Consider the following 16,173-nt stretch of genomic DNA (forward strand, 5'->3'; position numbering starts at 1 on the left):
GTTGGGTGCAAATTGTGGCAGGATTGGCCACAGCAGGGTTTGAATGCAATGGGCAGACTGGTTGCGGACATCATTGTCGAAGTCCTGCAGAGTGCAGGCGTCAAGCATTGTTACGGGATCGTGGGCGACACGCTCAACCTGATCGCGCGCTCGCTCGAAAAAAGCGAAATCGAGTGGGTGTCGATGAGACACGAAGAGGTCGGAGCATTTGCCGCGCAGGCGGAAGCGCAGGTCGCGGATCGCCTGACGGCAGTTGCGGGGAGCTGCGGCCCCGGAAGCCTGCATTTCATCAACGGGATATACGAGGCCAATCGCAACCGTGCGCCCGTCATCCTGATCGCCAGTCAGATCATTCGCGACGAATTGGGCTTCGATTTCATCCAGGAGGTCGACTTCAAGCAGGTCTACAGGGACTGCAGCGTCTTCTGCGACATGATCCATACGCCAGAGCAGGCACGCCGCAAGACCGTGATCGCCTGCCAAACCGCCCTGGCGAAACGCGGTGTTGCCGTCCTGATTGTGCCGGCGGATATCTCCGCCTCGGTGGTGGATGATAACATCCCCTACGCGGTGCATGTCGCCAGGCCCGTGACGCGGCCGAACGACGCTGATCTCGCCGAGATCGCAGAAATTCTCAATGGAAGCGAAAATGTCGTGCTGTACGGCGGGTCGGGCTGCCAGGGCGCGCATCAGGAGATTCTCGCGGTTGCCAACAAGCTGAAGGCGCCGATCGCGCATACGTCGCGGGCAAAGGACTTCCTCGAATATGACAATCCATACAACATCGGAATGACCGGAATGCTCGGCAATGAGGCCGGCTACCATGCCTTGCTGGACTGCGATGCGTTACTGATGCTGGGCGCGGACTTTGCCTGGCGGCAGTTTTACCCGAACAAGGCAAAGATCGTGCAAGTCGATATCGACCCGACTCATCTTGGGCGACGCCATCCGATCACGAAGGGCGTTGTCGGCGATGTGAAGGCGACGATGGAGGCGTTGCTGCCGATGCTGGTTGAGCGCACCGATGCCTCGTTCCGGAGCGCCTACGTCAAGCGTTAGTATCGGGAGTCCGAACAGGCTAAAGTCGCTGCCGGCCATGATGGCAGTATTCCCGGAAGCTATCTAACAAAGGTCATCAACCGCCACGCGGCGAAGGATGCGTTGTTCACGGCCGACGACGGTACCCCGGCCGCCTGGGCCTACCGCCATATCGACGCGAACGGTCAGCGCCGCATTTTCGCGAGTCTGCTGCATGGATCGATGGCCAACGGCATGCCGGGAGCCATTGGGCTCCAGAAGGCGGAACCTGGGCGACAAGTCGTGTGCTTGGCAGGCGATGGTGGAATTTCGATGTTGTTCGGAGACCTGATGACGGTCGTCGGACAGGAGCTGCCCATCAAGATTGCTGTCTATGACAACGGCAAGCTCGGCTTTGTGGAGATCGAGCAAAAGGCCGAGGGGATGCTCGATACCTTCACGAAGTTGAAGAACCCGAACTTTGCAGGGGTCGCGCGCGCATTGGGTCTCTGGGGCCAGACGGTTTCGGACGCGGACCAGCTCGAAGCGGCTGTGACGGACTGGCTGGCGCAACCGGGGCCGGCGCTTTTGCACGTGCACGTCAACCCGATGCAACTCGTCATGCCGCCATTCACGCAGGTAGAGCCGGCGATCGGAATGGCGCTTTATTCGACTCGCGCCATTTTGCATGGCCGGGGAGGCGATGTCTGGGAGATGGTCAAGGAGAATTTCCTCTAAATGAGGCTCGGCTATCCCAGTGAGGGCAGCGGCAGCTATCGGCGGGCCCGTAGCTGGATATTTTACGGTTATCGAGTGGGCGCTTGCATCCTGCTCGAAAACCACATCGGCCGGTTCGTCGCCGACGCCGAGGCGATTTACTCCTACGAGGGCACTAGAGAGATGAATACCCTGATCGTCGGCAAGTCGATCACCGGGTTGAGTGCATTCGTCTGAGCGACGAAACGACTTGTGGGTTGTCTCACTTCGAATTTGGGTTCCAACGGTAACCTACTGTTGGCGCCACTCAATCTTGCGAGTGCTCGATAATGGACGCTGTCTCCGCAGTACCGGAATTGCCCCATTCGGACATACTATGCGTCCCGACGGATGTCCGGTTTGACGGGCAGAGTGCCTCTGAAAACCCGCGGATCATGTCTGCAGATGATCCGGGCTGTCGCGAGCGCGATGAAGCGTCGGGGGCCGCGCCTGATTGAGGTCGTCGTTAGCCAGTAGAACACGCTTCGCGGGCGCGGCTTCGGCGCATATGGATTTTTGAGTTGCTCGCGAGGGACGGGACCTCGGCTCGGAGGGAGCGCGCTCTGTTCAGCGCGAAACTATTTCCGCGTGCGAGCGAAGACGGACGGCTGTCTTTCCATAGGATTTTCCCTGATCAATGCGTCAAGATTCCCTACTCACAGCAATACTTTCCCTGTTCGGTTCAGTAGGGAATCTTGAAAGAAGTCGCCGTGGCCCGGGCGCTTCTCACAGGGCAGAGGCCTCCTCAGGGGGCGAATGGTTCGAAATTCCCTGAAAAATTCCCTGTTCGCAGGGAATTTGGCCGGAGACGGGTGCGATCAGCACTGCGTCGCCAGCCATCCCGTGCCGCGTTTGGAGAATTTTCTTCTCTTTACTGGGAAGGCCCCGAAGATCGCTCGCCCCGCCGAGCCGGTGGGACGAACACTCCAAACGTACTTATCGCGAAGCGACAGGGTCGGCGACGCCGGCAGGACGTCGCCGCAGCGGAGCCAGCCTGGGGCAGGGACATCAATCGATTGCAACTGCTGGTCGCAGAAAAAAAGCGAGCGCTTGCTCGGAAAAGCTCCGGTTCCCTCTTCTCTCGCGGGCGATCCCTGGGCTAAGAGTGAGACAACGGGCGCATCAGCCCGAACCCGGACACCAACGAGTGTCCGGAGAAAAATTGGGAGGCGACGTGGACCTCGCGCGACAAGCGCCGTGGCCGAACGCGTTCTCGACGGAGGTGCTTTGCGCACGCATCCTCGAGCGCCATCGGGATTCCGTCCGCGTCCAGAAAACCCGGCTTGCCGTCGCGAATCTCGCGCGCATCATCAGCGCCACATTGGCCCTTTCCAACAAGCAGGGCTTTCACGCCACCACCCTGCGGCAACTCGCCGAGGCCTCCGGCCTCAGCATGGGCGGCCTTTACACCTACTTCGACAGCAAGCCGACGCTGCTCTCGATGATCCTCGGCGAAGTCGCGGCCACGGCGGTCGAGGTGCTCACCGCGCCACCCGACGAGGTGAAGACGGATGCCCGCAAGCATCTCGATTGGGTGATCGCGACCCACATCCGGATGAGCGAAGCGATGCAGCCCTGGTTCGTCTTCGCCTTCATGGAGGCGAAATCGTTTCCGCCGGCGGAACGCCAGCGCGCGGTCGACATGGAAGTGACGACCGAGAAGATCATCGCCGATGTCATCAGGCAGGGGGTCGCGAGCGGCAGCTTCGCGACCGACGAAATCACGCTCAGCGCGTCGCTGATCAAGCCGCTGCTTCAGGACTGGTACGTCAAACGCGCCAAGTACCGCCGGCGCGGCACATCGATCGACAGCTACATCGATGCGGTCGGGGCATTTGTCGGCGCCGCCCTGTCGAAAAATGTGCGTCCCGGAGCTCCTGCGGCGAGCGGCGCGCGGTCGCGGACAAGGCAAGCGGCGCGGGAACGGCCCGGAAGAAGGACGAGACAATGAAGCGCTTTCGATTCAGCCAGCAGGAGGTCGTCTTCGCGGTCTTTGCCGTCCTGTTCCTGACGTTCTCGATCTTCCTGCGCGGCTTCCTGACGCCGGAGAACATGCTGACCCTGCTGCAGAACGTGGCGGTGCTCGGGATTCTCGGCCTTGCCATGGCGATCGTCGTGATCGGCCGCGGCATCGATATCTCCCTGATCGCGGCGCTCGCCGTTCCGCCGGGCCTCGTGCTGCAGATGGTGCAGAACGGGCATTCGCTGCCGACGTCGCTGATCGCGGCGCTGTTGCTTGCGATCGCCTTCGGCCTCGTCAATGGCTGGCTGATTGCCTACGCCGAAGTGCCGTCGCTGTTTGCGACGCTCGCCACCGGTTTGCTGCTGGCCGGGCTCGGCCAGACGGCGCTGTTTCAGCTCGACGTCGTGCAATGGAGCCCGGGCATGGATGGCTTCGAGCGGCTCGGGCAGGGCGTCATTCTGGGCATTCCGACCCCGATCATCATGTTCGCCATCGCCTGTGTCATCGTGGCGTTCCTGCTGCGCCGGACGCGGTGGGGCGCCTACATCTATGCGATCGGCGACAATCCTTATGCCGCGCGCGCCACCGGCATTCCGTCGCGCCCCATCGTGGTGCTGCAATATGTCGTGACGGCGCTGATCGGCTGCTTCGCCGGCCTGGTGATGGCGGCGTCGGTTAATTCGATGCCGACCCGCGTCTTCAACTCGACGCTGATCTATGACGTCATCCTCGTCGTCGTGCTCGGCGGCATCGGGCTATCGGGCGGCCGCGGCGGCGTCCTCAACGTCATCATCGGTACGCTGCTGATCGGCACCATGCTCAACGGCATGACGATCCTGGATATCTCCTACGCCGGGCAGAATCTCATCAAGGGCGTGGTCCTGCTGCTCGCCGTCATCACCGATTCATTCCTGAACCCGCGCAACGAGGAAACCGCACAACAGGGCGATATCTAGCACGACCAGACATAACCATAACCAACATAACCAAGGAGGAAGCAATGATAGGACGAGTGATGATCGCGGCGCTCGGAATGGCGGCAATGACCGTTCCGGCGCTGGCGCAGCAGGGCCTCGACGAGCCGTTCCAGAAGCCGTTCAAGGAAGCGCTGGCCGGCAAGGTGGTGGCCTACGTCCCGGTCGCGATGAACTTCGACCTGACCGAGGGCTGGTACGCCGGCATGAAGAAGGAGCTCGAGCCTTACGGCGTCAAGTTCGAGATCCGCGATCCCAACTGGAACACCAATGCCGGCGCGCAGGCGGTGACGTCGCTGATCTCAGAGAAGCCGGCGGTGATGGTGATCCACAATCCCGACGTGCAGACCTACGCCAAGCTGCTGCAGCGTGCCGAGAACGAAGGGATCTATGTGATCCAGATCAACATGGGATCGGCCTATCGCAGCTCTGCCTTCGTCGGCGCCAACTGGATCGAGATCGGCGAGCGTGACACCGAAGCGGTGGTCAAGGCGTGTCAGGGCAAATCGAACAAGATCGCCATCGTGCAGGGCGCGCTGTCGGCCGCCGCCAGCGCCTACACGCTGAAGGGCGTCGAGAACGTCCTCGCCAAGCATCCCGACATCAAGGTGGTTTCGAGCCAGGCCGCCGACTGGGATGCTGCCAAGGCCAAGGCGATCACGCAGACCGTGCTGAAGCAGAATCCCGATCTGTGCGGCATAGTCGGCTTCTGGGACGGCATGGATATCGGCACCGCGGCCGCGGTGAAGGAAGCGGGCCTCACCGGCAAGGTGTTCGTTGCGACGTCTGGAGGCGGCGAGCGCAAGGGCGCCTGCGAACTGGTCAAGTCCGGCGCCTTCGATCTCAACATGAGCTACGACGTGCCGACCCAGGCCGCCGATCTCTCCGCGATGATCAAGTGGCTGTTGTCGTCGGGCGCCAAGGCCGGCTCGGTCAAGGGCTCCGCCTATACCACGCTGATTCCGATCAGCAAGGAGAACGCGGATACGGCCTGCTGGAATCTCAGCGATCTGAAGAAATAGTCTCGCCTTCGACGTCCCGGGCTCCGTGCGCCCGGGACGTCAATTCCCGAATTCGACACCTGCCGATGGAATGCCGATGCGCGATACCCTGACGAGCCTGCGCTACCGCTACTGGCCCGATCATCTTCTCGGCGAGATCCTGTCCAAGCGTTGGACGGAGACCGCAATCCCGGTCATCCTGCTCCTGATCATCGGCTTCGCGCTCAGCCGGTCCATCGATCACTTCCTGTCACCGGCGAGCCTCGCCGATACCGCGCGCCAGGCCGGCGAGATCGGCTTCATCGGGCTCGGGATGGCGCTGGTCGTGATCGTCGGCGGCATCGATCTGTCTGTCGGTTCGATGTTTGCTCTCACCGACTTCTGCGCGCTCTATCTCCTCGACGTGCTGGGCTGGCCGATTCCCGCCGTGGTCGCGGCCACGCTCGTCTTCGGAGCGTTCCTCGGCGCCGTCAACGGCGTCCTGATCGGTTATCTCAGGCTGCGCGCCTTCATCACCACGCTGATCACGCTGATCATCTACCGTTCGGCGTTCGATCTTCTGATTCAGCGCTACTCCAACGCCATCGCCGCGGCATTTCCCGACATTCCGTCATGGAACTTCATCGGCGGCGGCGACGTCTTCGGCATTCCAAGCGTGGCGCTCGTCTACATCGTCATCGCGATCTTCGGCCATATCTTCATGACGCGGCTGCGCCCGGGCTGGCACATCACCGCGATCGGCGGCTCGCGCCGCTCGGCCTATAATTCCGGCATCCCGGTCCGGCGCACGATCGCGCTCTGCTATGTCGCCAGCGGCGTATTGACCAGCATCGGCGCGCTGTTCTTTGCGGCACGGCTCGGCACCGTCGGCGGCGATATCGGCGTCGGCCTCGAGGTCATCGTGCTGACCGCGACGGTGCTCGGCGGTATCACCCTCGGCGGCGGCAAGGGGTCGGTCGCAAAATCGCTGGTCGGTGTCCTGATTGTCCTGCTCATCACCAACGGCCTGACGACAATGAATGCGCGCGGCGGCGTCAACCGCATGGCGCTCGCCGGAATCCTGCTGATCGCCGCGATGATCGATATCCGCTGGCAGAAGAACCGCACCCGCATCATCAGCAAGGTCTACGTCGCGCCGACCTATCACGCGCTGCCGCCGCCGCCGGCGACCGAGATCGGCGCGGGGGGACCGTTCGAGCAGAACGACAAGCTGCGCGACGTGACCCTGATCGGGCTCGGGCGGATCGAAGCGCCGGAAGACGTCATCCTCGACCGCCACGACAATCTCTATGCCGGTTCGCGGCACGGCGACATCATGCGTTTTCTCGCCCCGGACTATGAGACGATGGAGGTGTTCGCCCATATCGGCGGCCAGCCGCTCGGCATGGCCTTCGATCGCGACGACAATCTCTATGTCTGCATCGGCGGAATGGGACTGTACCGGATCAAGCCGGACGGGACGGTTGAGAAGGCCACCGACGAGACCAACCGCAGCCTGCATTCGGTCAACGACGACTCCAGGCTACGCCTCGCCGACGACCTCGACATCACTGACGACGGGCTGATCTTCTTCTCCGAGGCGACCGTACGCTACGAGATGGACGAGTGGCCGATCGACGGCCTGGAGGCGCGCGGCAACGGCCGCATCATCTGCTACGACACCAAAACCGGCAGCACGCATACGGCATTGCGCGGGCTCAAATTCCCCAACGGCATCTGCGTCGCCAGCGACGGGCAGTCGATCCTGTTTGCCGAGACCTTCGGCTGCTCGATCAAGCGTTACTGGTTCGAAGGCCCGAAGAAGGGGACGGTCGAGATCGTGATGGACAATCTGCCGGGCTACCCCGACAACATCAACCTCGCCTCCGACGGGAACTACTGGCTCGCCCTCGTCGGCATGCGCAGCCCGTCGCTCGATCTTGCCTGGAAGATGCCGGGCTTCCGCCGCCGCATGGCCAAGCGCGTGCCGGTCGACGAGTGGCTATTCCCGAACATCAACACCGGCTGTGTCGTCAAGTTCAACGAGCAGGGCAAGATCCTCGAATCGTTCTGGGACTTGCGCGGCGCCAATCATCCGATGATCACCTCGATGCGCGAGCATCGTGGCTATCTCTATCTCGGCGGCATCGCCAACAATCGGATCGGTCGCTACAAGCTCGACGGCGCCGATCCGAACTTCGTGCAGTATGACAAGCGGTGGGGGAAGCTGTCGTGATCGCCGCCGTCAGGGAGTTCGCCAACCGCTTTCTCGGTCGCGGCGAAGCGACCATCACCGTGCCGTCGTTCGATGGCGCGCTGAAGCCGAACCAGACGCTGGAAACCGCCGAGACGCTGTTTTCGTGCGACGCGCCGGAAGATCTCGCAACCATCAGTGGACGGCTTTATCTCGCCGACGGACGGCGTCTGCTGCGTCTCGATGGTGGTGCCGCGACTGAGCTCCGCACATTCGACCAGCCGATCTCGGCGCTCTGCCCCTTGCCGGATGGCGGGCTGGGGGTCGCGCTCGCAGGCCGCGAGGTTCGTCTTTATTCGGACCCAAGCTCTGGCGAGCCGCGCGCGACCATCGCCGACCCCGCTTTCAGCGCCATCAACGCGCTGACGCTTGCGCCCGATGGCACGCTGATCGCGACGGACGGTTCGGCGAGTTGCGGCGTCGACGATTGGGCGCGCGACCTGATGGAGCTGAATAGTAGCGGCCGGGTCTATCGGCTCAACCCCGAGACCCGAACCGTGACCCAGATCGCTGGAAAGCTCGGCTATGCGTTTGGCGCCTGCGCCGCGAGCGACGGCGTCCTCGTCAGCGAGAGCTGGCGGCATCGGCTGGTGCTGATAGCGCCGGATGGGTCGAGCCGGGTCGTGCTCGGCCGTCTGCCGGTCTATCCGTCGCGGCTGTCCAGGGCTTCGGGTGGCGGCTATTGGCTGACGGCGTTCACGGCGCGCACCCAGCTTATCGAATTCGTGTTGCGCGAGCCGGCCTTTCGGCGTCGCATGATGGCTGAGATCGACCCCAATTACTGGGTGGCGCCGCGGCTGCGCTCTGGTCTGTCGTTCAAGGAGCCGATGCAGGGCGCACACATCAAGACAATGGGCGTTATCAAGCCGTGGGCGCCGCCGCGCTCCTATGGGCTCGTGATCCGGCTGAACGAGGAGGGTGCGCCGCTGTATTCGCTGCACAGCCGCGTCGACGGCGTCAATCACGGCATCGTCGCGGCGATCGAATCCGGTCCCGATCTGGTGATGATCGCCAAGGGGCCGGGGCGGGTCCTGAGGCTGCCGCTGGCCACGCTCACCGAGGAGTTCGGCGCATGAGCGAGATCATACTTTCGCTGAGCAAGGCGACCAAGCTCTATGCGGGTGTCCCTGCCATCGAGCAGGTCGACTTCGACCTCCGTCGCGGCGAGATCCACGCGATCGTCGGCGAGAACGGCGCGGGCAAGTCGACGCTGACCAAAATCATGGCCGGTGTCGTGACGCTGACGTCGGGAAAGATGACGGTCGACGGCGCCGAAGTCACGCCGAAGACGCCGCTGGAAGCGCGCAATCTCGGCATCGCCATGGTGTTCCAGGAGAACAGCCTGGTGCCCACCATGACCGTGGCGCAGAATCTGTTCCTCGGGCAGGAGAAATTCTACAACCGCCTGCGCGGCATCTACATCTCCGCGCAGCAGTTCCTGCAGTCGCTCAATTTCGACGTGACGCCGACGGCGACCGTCGGCGCGCTCGGCGCAGCCAAGAAGCAGATGGTGGAGATCGCGCGGGCGGTTCTGCACCGCGCCAAGGTCATCATCTTCGACGAACCGACGGCATCACTCACGCCGGAAGAGAAGAAATACTTCTTCGACCTGGTTCGGGATTTGAAGAAGCGTGGCGTCTCGATCATCTTCATCTCGCATGCGCTCGAGGAGGCGCTGTTGCTCGCCGACCGGATCACGGTGCTGCGCGATGGCAAGCATGTCGTCACCGATGACGCGACGAAATTCGACCGCGCGGCGATCGTCCAGGCGATGGTCGGGCGCGATCTCTCCAACACGCTGTACGGCGCACGCAAGGACCGCGTGCGGCCGGCCGGTACACGGGTTCTGACGGTGCAGAACCTGAAGATGGCGCCGATGGTGAAGAACAACTCGCTGTCGGTGTTTGCCGGACAGATCACCGGCGTGTTCGGCCTCGTCGGCGCCGGCCGCACCGAAACGTTCAAGATCGTCTCCGGCGTGTTGAAGCGGGATTTCTTTCACGGCGGCGAAATCCTGCTGCACGACAAGCCGGTGCGGTATCGGGTCCCGGCGCCGGCGGTGAAGGCCGGCATCGCTTACGTCACCGAGGACCGCAAGGTCGAGGGCTTCTTCGAGACCGCCTCGATTGCGCGGAACATCTATCTCGGCCTGCTGGCCAAGTTCCCGGGAGGGCGGATGCTGTTGTCACCACGCGAAGCCAATGCGGTCGGCAAGACCTGGATCGAGCGCCTCAAGGTGCGCGCGATCGGCGACGAGGTGAAAGTGGTCGAGCTCTCCGGCGGCAACCAGCAGAAGGTCGTGATTGCCAAATCGCTGGTCCAGGAGCCGGAGCTGATCATCTTCGATGAGCCCACCCGCGGCGTCGACGTCGGCGCGATTGTCGAGATCCATGAATTGATCAACCGCCTTGCCGATGAGGGCAAGGCCGTTGTGGTCATATCATCCTACCTGCCGGAGATTCTCGCTTTGTCGGACCGCATCCTCGTCTCGCGCCAGGGCAAGGTGGTCGAGGAGTTCTCCGCGCTCGAAGTGACCGAGGAGAAGATCATGTATGCGGCGATCCACTAATCACGAGGCGAGCAAGTCACGAACCATCGGCACCACCTTGCGGCCATAGAGCTCGATGCTCGTCATCAGCTTCTCATGCGGCAGGGGACCTGCCGAATATTTCAGCTGGAAGCGCGCCAGCCCGAGCGCCTTCACGGTCGCGGCGATCTTGCGCGCGATCGTCTCCGGAGAGCCGACATAGAGCGAGCCGTGATCGGCCTCCTGCACGAACTCGTCGCGTCCCATCGGCGGCCAGCCGCGCTCCTTGCCGATGCGGTCGCGCATCACCTTGTAATCGGGCCACAGCTCCTTACGCGCCTGGGCGTCGGTCTCGGCGACATAGCCCGGCGAATGCACGCCGATCGGCTGCGGCGCGCGGCCGATCTGCTGATAGGCGCGCTGGTGCAGGTCGACATAAGGCGCAAAGCGCTTCGGATCGCCGCCGATGATGGCGAGCATCAGCGGCAGATCATAATGCGCCGCGCGCACCACCGATTCAGGGCTGCCGCCGACGCCGATCCAGGTCTTCAGCCTGCCGTGCTCGACCGGTGGATAGACCGATTGGTCGTTGAGCGGCGGGCGCAGCTTGCCCTGCCAGGTGACGGGCTGCTGCTTCAGGAGCTCGGTGAACAGGTCGAGCTTCTCCTCGAACAGCTCATTGTACTGGCGCAAATCAAAGCCGAACAACGGAAACGACTCGGTGAAGGAGCCGCGGCCGAGGATCACCTCGGCGCGGCCGTTCGAGATGGCGTCGACCGTGGCAAAGCGCTGGAACACCCGGATCGGATCGTCCGAACTCAGCACGGTGACGGCCGAGCCGAGGCGGATGTTCCGGGTGCGCGCGGCGATTGCCGCCAGCACGACCTCGGGAGCGGAGATCGCGAAGTCGGCCCGGTGGTGTTCGCCGAGCCCGATGAAATCGATCCCGAGCTCGTCGGCCAGCACGGCCTCGTCGACCACGTTGCGGATCACCTGCGCATGCGGCAGCGGCGCGCCGGCGGCGTCCCTGGCGACGTCGCCGAACGTATCGAGCCCAAATTGGAGAGAGGTCGTCATCGGTCATCCAGTTGTCGGTGTGGCGCAATCTGCGCCATGCGCCTCCAGTCTGCGCGAGTAGCGAAGTCGGCCTGCGGCACGACGTCCGCAAGCCCGCGCGGCTGAGGCTTCGGTTGGGATATCAGCGAGATAATGGCCGTTCGCGGCCGGACAAGGCTGCGCCGTGAAACGCTGGGTTTCCGCACAGGCTTCCGGGATGGGGGCGGGGGCGACCCGTCCTCAGTCCGGAACGACCAAAAAGCCGGCGCGCGGGAAGTGCACCACGACCTCGCCGGCGCGCGCGTCGGTCCGGCGGATCGCGATATGCTGCGCCGACAGCGAGACGATCTCACCGTGGACCGGGACCTTGCCGTAGTCATCGGGCAGCACGCCGACGCGGTCGCCGGGCTTGCGGCCGTTCGGATCCGCGGGGTCGCCGAAGCTGGGTGAGTCCGGCGTCGATCGTGCCGCGATCTCGAGCGCGTCGACCGACGACATCTCGGTGCGCGTGCCATGTCCGATGGTGCGAACGCGCGCTTCCCACGCCGAGACGTGCGGAAAATGCCTGATGATCTCGTCGATGGTGGCGAGACTTTGCCGCGCATACCACACGTTCATGTAGGCGCTGACGTCGGCGAGACTGAACTCGCCAAGCAGCCACCGCCGGCCGTCGCCGAGTTGCGCCTCGATCCAGTCGACATGGGCGCGGAATTGGTCGCGCATCTGCGGCAGGGCCGCCGTCATGGCGGCGACGTCGAATTTCGCGCCGCGGAGCTTCTCACGGTCCTCGATGAACTCCCGCGGTACCTTGTCGCCGATGAAGCCGAACACAAGATTGACGGTGCTCTGGAAGAACGGGCGGTCGGTCCACATGCCGAGCGCAGCCGGCACGCCGGCATGGCCGCCGGGAAACAGCGTCGGCGTCGGATATCGGCGCTCCAGCTCGCGGATGATGATCTGGGTGTCGCAATAGATGTCGGCACCGATCTGCATCGACGGCGTGCGCCGATAGCCGCCGGTCATCGGCATCAGGTCCGGCCGCGGCATGATGCGGGAGATCCGCACCGAGTTCCAGGCGAGCTTCTTGAACCCGAAGATGATGCGGATCTTCTCGGAGAAGGGCGACTCATCGAAATGATGCAGGATCGGGATCGGCTGCAACACGGGTGTCTCGGGGCTGTGGGCGCGCTCCAGGGACCGCGCCGCGCAGCCTAACCCATGTCCAGACCCAAAATCCACGTCGCTGCGAGCCGTCAGAACGCCTCCGCCCATGGACGCAAATCAAGCTCCAAGGTCCAGGCGCTGCGATGCTGATGATGCAGCACCCAATAGGCATCCGCGATGGCGGCGATATTGAGCAGGCCATCCGGTCCGCGGTCGTCCTTCAATTGCGGGCGCAGACTGAGCAGGCGATCGCCCTCGATGCCGCCATCGACCACGACATGCCCGACATGAATGCCCTGCGGTCCGAATTCGCGCGCCACGCTCTGTGCCAGCGCCCGCAACGCGGCCTTGGCCGAAGCGAACGGCGCGTAGTTGGCCTTGCCGCGGAGCGAGCCGCTGGCGCCGGTGAACACCAGCGTGCCGCCGCCACGTGCGAGCAGCGCCGGAATTGCGGCCTGTGCCAGATGGAACCCGCCGAGCGCATGCTCGCGCCAATGTTCCTCGAAGCGCTGCTCGCTCACCTTCAGGAACGGCGCGGGCCGGTTGGAGCCCGCATTGTGCACGGCCATCGCCAGCGGCGCGAGTTTTTGTGCCGCTTCGACGAAGCGGGCCGTGTCCGCGGCAGTGGAGGCGTCGCCGACGATGTGGACGACCTTCGCGCCATTAGCGGCAAGTTCAGCCGCGGTGACTGCGAGCTTCTCGGCGTTGCGGCCGGCAATCGCGACGGGATAGCCGCCCGCGGCAAAGCGCCGCGCAATCGCGGCGCCGAGACCATGCGACGCACCGACGCCGGCGATCAATACGCTTCCCTGCACGGCGCTTGGCTCAAGACCAGATCGATCGTTCATTGCTCACTCCATCAACGTGGCCGCGTCGCGGGCAAAATCATTCATCTGATGCCATAGCGACGATGCCGTCGCGGACCGTACGCAGCACGGCATCGGAGCGCTTCTGGTCGGTGATGACCCGCGAGATCGCGAGCGCACCGATCATTGCGCTGACCGCCATGATTGCCTGTTCGTCGTCCTCATCGCCGAGCACGCGCGCGACCTTGGCGATGAACGCCTCGATATGCGGTTCCATCACCGCCCGATGTTGCTCATCGGCGCGGCCGACATCCGAGATCAGTGCGGCAATCGCGCAGCCGGACTTGCGGGAGTCGCGATGCGTGCGGCTGAGATAGCTCCGGGCCATCGCATTCACGCTGACCGGCTTGTCCGGATCGCGCGAGGCGTGCGCGGCGGCTTCGCCGGCGTCCAGTGCCTGCTCGAGCGCTTCCGCGATCAGGTCCGAACGCGAGGCAAAGTGCCCGTAGAAGCCGCCATGGGTGAGGTTCACCCGCTGCATCAGGCTGCCGATGCTGAGCGCATCGAGGCCTTTGTCGCGGATCTCCGTCGCGGCCTCGTTCAAAATGCGTTCGCGGCTCCTGGCCTTGTCGGCCTGGGAATGACCCATCTCGCGTGACCCTCGGAAATTGACTCTGCTTCGGGATTATGATCATCATCTATCAGAATGACAATCATCATCCAGAATATGAGCAGTCACAAAGATGGGAGGAACCGATGTCCGGCAGCGCGAGCGAAGGGCGGGTCCGTCACGAACGGCATGACCACATCCTGAAGATCGTCATCGACAATCCCGCCAAGAAGAACGCCTTCAGTCCGGAGATGATGGCGGAACTGTCCGACGCGCTGACGCTGCTCGACAACGATGATGGCCTCTGGGTCGGCGTGCTCTGCGCCGCCGGCGACAATTTCACCGCGGGTCTCGACATGCCGAAATTCTTCGGCCCGACCGCGACCCGCAAGCCGCTGCCGGACGGCAATGTCGATCCGTTCGGACTTGCGAAGCGGTGCCGGAAGCCGATCGTCACCGCGGTGCAGGGCGTCGTGTTCACGGTGGGCATCGAGATGATGCTGGCCGGCGACATCGTGGTCGCCGCGGACGACTGCCGGTTCTGCCAGATGGAGGCGAAGCGCGGCATTGCGCCGCTCGCGGGCGCGCATTTCCGCTACATCAGCCGGGCCGGCTGGGGCGACGCGATGTATCATCTGCTGTTGTGCGACGAATTCTCGGCGGCTGAGGCGCATCGGATCGGCCTGGTGCAGGAGATCGTGCCGGCGGGACAGCAGGTCGAGCGCGCGATGGCGCTGGCCGAAATCATCGCGCGCAACGCGCCGCTCGGCATCCAGGTCACCAAGGAGGCGGGCCGCAAGTTCATCGAGGCCGGCGAGCAGGCGGCGATTGCGGTCATCCCGCAGATCCGTGAACGCGTGCTCAACACCGCCGATGCGGCCGAGGGCATCAAGTCGTTCGTGGAACGCCGCGCCGCCGTGTTCCAGGGGCGCTAGAGCGTTTTCGAGCGAGGCGGATACCGGTTCGCGTGAACAAAACGCGTCAAAACAAGAATCTAGACCCCTGTTCCGATTCCATCGGAACAGGGGTCTTGTCACGCTACCGCGCACAACGACAGGGCGAGCTGTGACAATGATGTCGCAACCTTCAGAGATATATCATGACAGTGTCACGACGACTCTTGTCGATATCCGTCGAATCACGGAGATTCGCGCTTACCGAATTCAATTCAAGCTGCTTTGACTCAAGCGTCCGGTAGGGAAGCGCATGACAAGTGCACGTGTAATTGTCGTAGGAAACAACAAGGGCGGATCAGGCAAGTCGACGATTGCCATGCACGTCGCCATCGCGCTGATCAAGGCCGGTCAGCGCGTCGCCACCATCGATCTCGACAACAAGCAGAAGACGCTCACCCATTACGTCGACAACCGGCGGGATTGGGCGCACGAAGCCTCGCTGGAACTCGGTGTCCCGACACATATGTGCTTCGAGACGGTGAGCGGCAGGACCAGCGAGGTCGAGACGCTCGGGCGCAGCGCGCTTGCCGAGATCGTCGAGCGGCTCAGCCGTTCGCATGACTTCGTCGTCATCGACAGTCCCGGTCACGACACTTACCTGAACACGTTCGCGCACTCGCTGGCGAATACGCTGATCACGCCGTTGAACGACAGTTTCCTCGATTTCGATGTGCTCGGCACGGTCGACGCCGAGTCCTTCAAGGTTACCGGCATCAGCCATTACGCGAAGATGGTGGAGGAGGCGCGGCGCACGCGCAGCGCCCACGACCAGCCGGCGCTCGATTGGGTGGTGCTGCGCAACCGGCTGTCCACGCTCGGCTCGCGCAACAAGCGCCTGGTCGGGGACGCCCTCGGCGAACTGTCGAAGACGCTGAATTTCCGCGTGGTCGACGGATTGGCTGAAAGGGTGATCTTCCGCGAGTTCTATCCACGCGGATTGACCGCGATCGACGATGCGAGCCAGTTGGCGCGCGGCGCGCGTCCGACCATGTCGCATGTCACCGCATGGTTAGAGATGGAGCGGCTGATGACGGCGATCATGCTCGGTCATCTGGTGGCGCGACCAACTGACACGTCGGAGGCTGGTCGCGACGCCGCATAGGGCTCGGA

15 protein-coding genes are annotated in these 16,173 nt (G+C 63.5%); 11 read left to right on the top strand and 4 right to left on the bottom strand.

Annotated features, from left to right (window positions below; translation table 11 throughout):
• The first annotated feature begins 48 nt into the window (after nucleotides 1-48).
• The 9 genes from UP09_RS38475 to UP09_RS11905 all read left to right on the top strand — a co-directional run bounded on the left by UP09_RS38475 (nucleotide 49) and on the right by UP09_RS11905 (nucleotide 10,513).
• Nucleotides 49-1,059: a thiamine pyrophosphate-binding protein gene (locus UP09_RS38475; protein ID WP_245301902.1), complete on the top strand. Its 1,011-nt coding sequence runs from the start codon at nucleotides 49-51 to the stop codon at nucleotides 1,057-1,059.
• A gap of 102 nt (nucleotides 1,060-1,161) precedes the next feature.
• Entirely contained in the window at nucleotides 1,162-1,755 is a 594-nt protein-coding gene (locus tag UP09_RS38480) for a thiamine pyrophosphate-dependent enzyme (protein WP_245301904.1), read from the top strand.
• Complete coding sequence (locus tag UP09_RS38485; RefSeq protein ID WP_044538348.1) at nucleotides 1,756-1,971, top strand: hypothetical protein; 216 nt, start codon at nucleotides 1,756-1,758, stop codon at nucleotides 1,969-1,971. It abuts the gene before it with no gap.
• A gap of 976 nt (nucleotides 1,972-2,947) precedes the next feature.
• On the top strand, nucleotides 2,948-3,724 hold the full coding sequence (locus UP09_RS11880; protein WP_044538349.1) for a TetR/AcrR family transcriptional regulator: 777 nt from the start codon (nucleotides 2,948-2,950) through the stop codon (nucleotides 3,722-3,724).
• Complete coding sequence (locus tag UP09_RS11885; protein WP_044538350.1) at nucleotides 3,721-4,692, top strand: ABC transporter permease; 972 nt, start codon at nucleotides 3,721-3,723, stop codon at nucleotides 4,690-4,692. Before UP09_RS11880 ends, UP09_RS11885 begins: the two co-directional genes overlap by 4 nt.
• A gap of 44 nt (nucleotides 4,693-4,736) precedes the next feature.
• Nucleotides 4,737-5,732 (top strand): sugar ABC transporter substrate-binding protein, encoded by a 996-nt coding sequence (locus UP09_RS11890; RefSeq protein ID WP_044538351.1) that lies wholly within the window; start codon nucleotides 4,737-4,739, stop codon nucleotides 5,730-5,732.
• Between the two features lie 70 nt (nucleotides 5,733-5,802).
• Complete coding sequence (locus UP09_RS11895; RefSeq protein WP_044538352.1) at nucleotides 5,803-7,926, top strand: ABC transporter permease; 2,124 nt, start codon at nucleotides 5,803-5,805, stop codon at nucleotides 7,924-7,926.
• A complete protein-coding gene (locus tag UP09_RS11900; RefSeq protein ID WP_044538353.1) occupies nucleotides 7,923-9,020 on the top strand; it encodes an SMP-30/gluconolactonase/LRE family protein in 1,098 nt (365 codons plus the stop codon). Before UP09_RS11895 ends, UP09_RS11900 begins: the two co-directional genes overlap by 4 nt.
• Complete coding sequence (locus tag UP09_RS11905) at nucleotides 9,017-10,513, top strand: sugar ABC transporter ATP-binding protein (RefSeq protein WP_044538354.1); 1,497 nt, start codon at nucleotides 9,017-9,019, stop codon at nucleotides 10,511-10,513. Before UP09_RS11900 ends, UP09_RS11905 begins: the two co-directional genes overlap by 4 nt.
• Here UP09_RS11905 and UP09_RS11910 read toward each other — a convergent pair whose 3' ends face one another.
• The 4 genes from UP09_RS11910 to UP09_RS11925 form a co-directional block, all read right to left on the bottom strand.
• Entirely contained in the window at nucleotides 10,514-11,548 is a 1,035-nt protein-coding gene (locus UP09_RS11910; protein ID WP_044538355.1) for an LLM class flavin-dependent oxidoreductase, read from the bottom strand.
• Nucleotides 11,549-11,767: 219 nt separating this feature from the next.
• Nucleotides 11,768-12,691 (bottom strand): glutathione S-transferase family protein, encoded by a 924-nt coding sequence (locus tag UP09_RS11915; protein WP_044538356.1) that lies wholly within the window; start codon nucleotides 12,689-12,691, stop codon nucleotides 11,768-11,770.
• An 89-nt stretch (nucleotides 12,692-12,780) separates the two neighbouring features.
• Nucleotides 12,781-13,539: an SDR family NAD(P)-dependent oxidoreductase gene (locus UP09_RS11920; RefSeq protein ID WP_044538357.1), complete on the bottom strand. Its 759-nt coding sequence runs from the start codon at nucleotides 13,537-13,539 to the stop codon at nucleotides 12,781-12,783.
• 37 nt (nucleotides 13,540-13,576) lie between these two features.
• Complete coding sequence (locus UP09_RS11925; RefSeq protein ID WP_044538358.1) at nucleotides 13,577-14,146, bottom strand: TetR/AcrR family transcriptional regulator; 570 nt, start codon at nucleotides 14,144-14,146, stop codon at nucleotides 13,577-13,579.
• Between the two features lie 107 nt (nucleotides 14,147-14,253).
• Here UP09_RS11925 and UP09_RS11930 point away from each other — a divergent pair, with 107 nt between their 5' ends.
• Nucleotides 14,254-15,042, top strand: coding sequence for a crotonase/enoyl-CoA hydratase family protein (locus UP09_RS11930; RefSeq protein WP_044538496.1), 789 nt, complete (start codon nucleotides 14,254-14,256; stop codon nucleotides 15,040-15,042).
• 271 nt (nucleotides 15,043-15,313) lie between these two features.
• On the top strand, nucleotides 15,314-16,165 hold the full coding sequence (locus tag UP09_RS11935; protein WP_044538359.1) for a division plane positioning ATPase MipZ: 852 nt from the start codon (nucleotides 15,314-15,316) through the stop codon (nucleotides 16,163-16,165).
• The last annotated feature ends 8 nt before the right edge of the window (nucleotides 16,166-16,173 follow it).

This window comes from Bradyrhizobium sp. LTSP885 (genome assembly GCF_000938305.1).
Lineage (GTDB): Bacteria > Pseudomonadota > Alphaproteobacteria > Rhizobiales > Xanthobacteraceae > Bradyrhizobium.

Coding starts and splice junctions, on each gene's coding strand:
- UP09_RS11890 (WP_044538351.1), top strand. CDS start 4,737: ATGATAGGACGAGTGATGATCGCGGCGCTCGGAATGGCGGCAATGACC.
- UP09_RS11895 (WP_044538352.1), top strand. CDS start 5,803: ATGCCGATGCGCGATACCCTGACGAGCCTGCGCTACCGCTACTGGCCC.
- UP09_RS38475 (WP_245301902.1), top strand. CDS start 49: ATGGGCAGACTGGTTGCGGACATCATTGTCGAAGTCCTGCAGAGTGCA.
- UP09_RS11930 (WP_044538496.1), top strand. CDS start 14,254: ATGTCCGGCAGCGCGAGCGAAGGGCGGGTCCGTCACGAACGGCATGAC.
- UP09_RS11910 (WP_044538355.1), bottom strand. CDS start 11,548: ATGACGACCTCTCTCCAATTTGGGCTCGATACGTTCGGCGACGTCGCC.
- UP09_RS11905 (WP_044538354.1), top strand. CDS start 9,017: ATGAGCGAGATCATACTTTCGCTGAGCAAGGCGACCAAGCTCTATGCG.
- UP09_RS38485 (WP_044538348.1), top strand. CDS start 1,756: ATGAGGCTCGGCTATCCCAGTGAGGGCAGCGGCAGCTATCGGCGGGCC.
- UP09_RS11920 (WP_044538357.1), bottom strand. CDS start 13,539: ATGAACGATCGATCTGGTCTTGAGCCAAGCGCCGTGCAGGGAAGCGTA.
- UP09_RS11885 (WP_044538350.1), top strand. CDS start 3,721: ATGAAGCGCTTTCGATTCAGCCAGCAGGAGGTCGTCTTCGCGGTCTTT.
- UP09_RS11925 (WP_044538358.1), bottom strand. CDS start 14,146: ATGGGTCATTCCCAGGCCGACAAGGCCAGGAGCCGCGAACGCATTTTG.
- UP09_RS11935 (WP_044538359.1), top strand. CDS start 15,314: ATGACAAGTGCACGTGTAATTGTCGTAGGAAACAACAAGGGCGGATCA.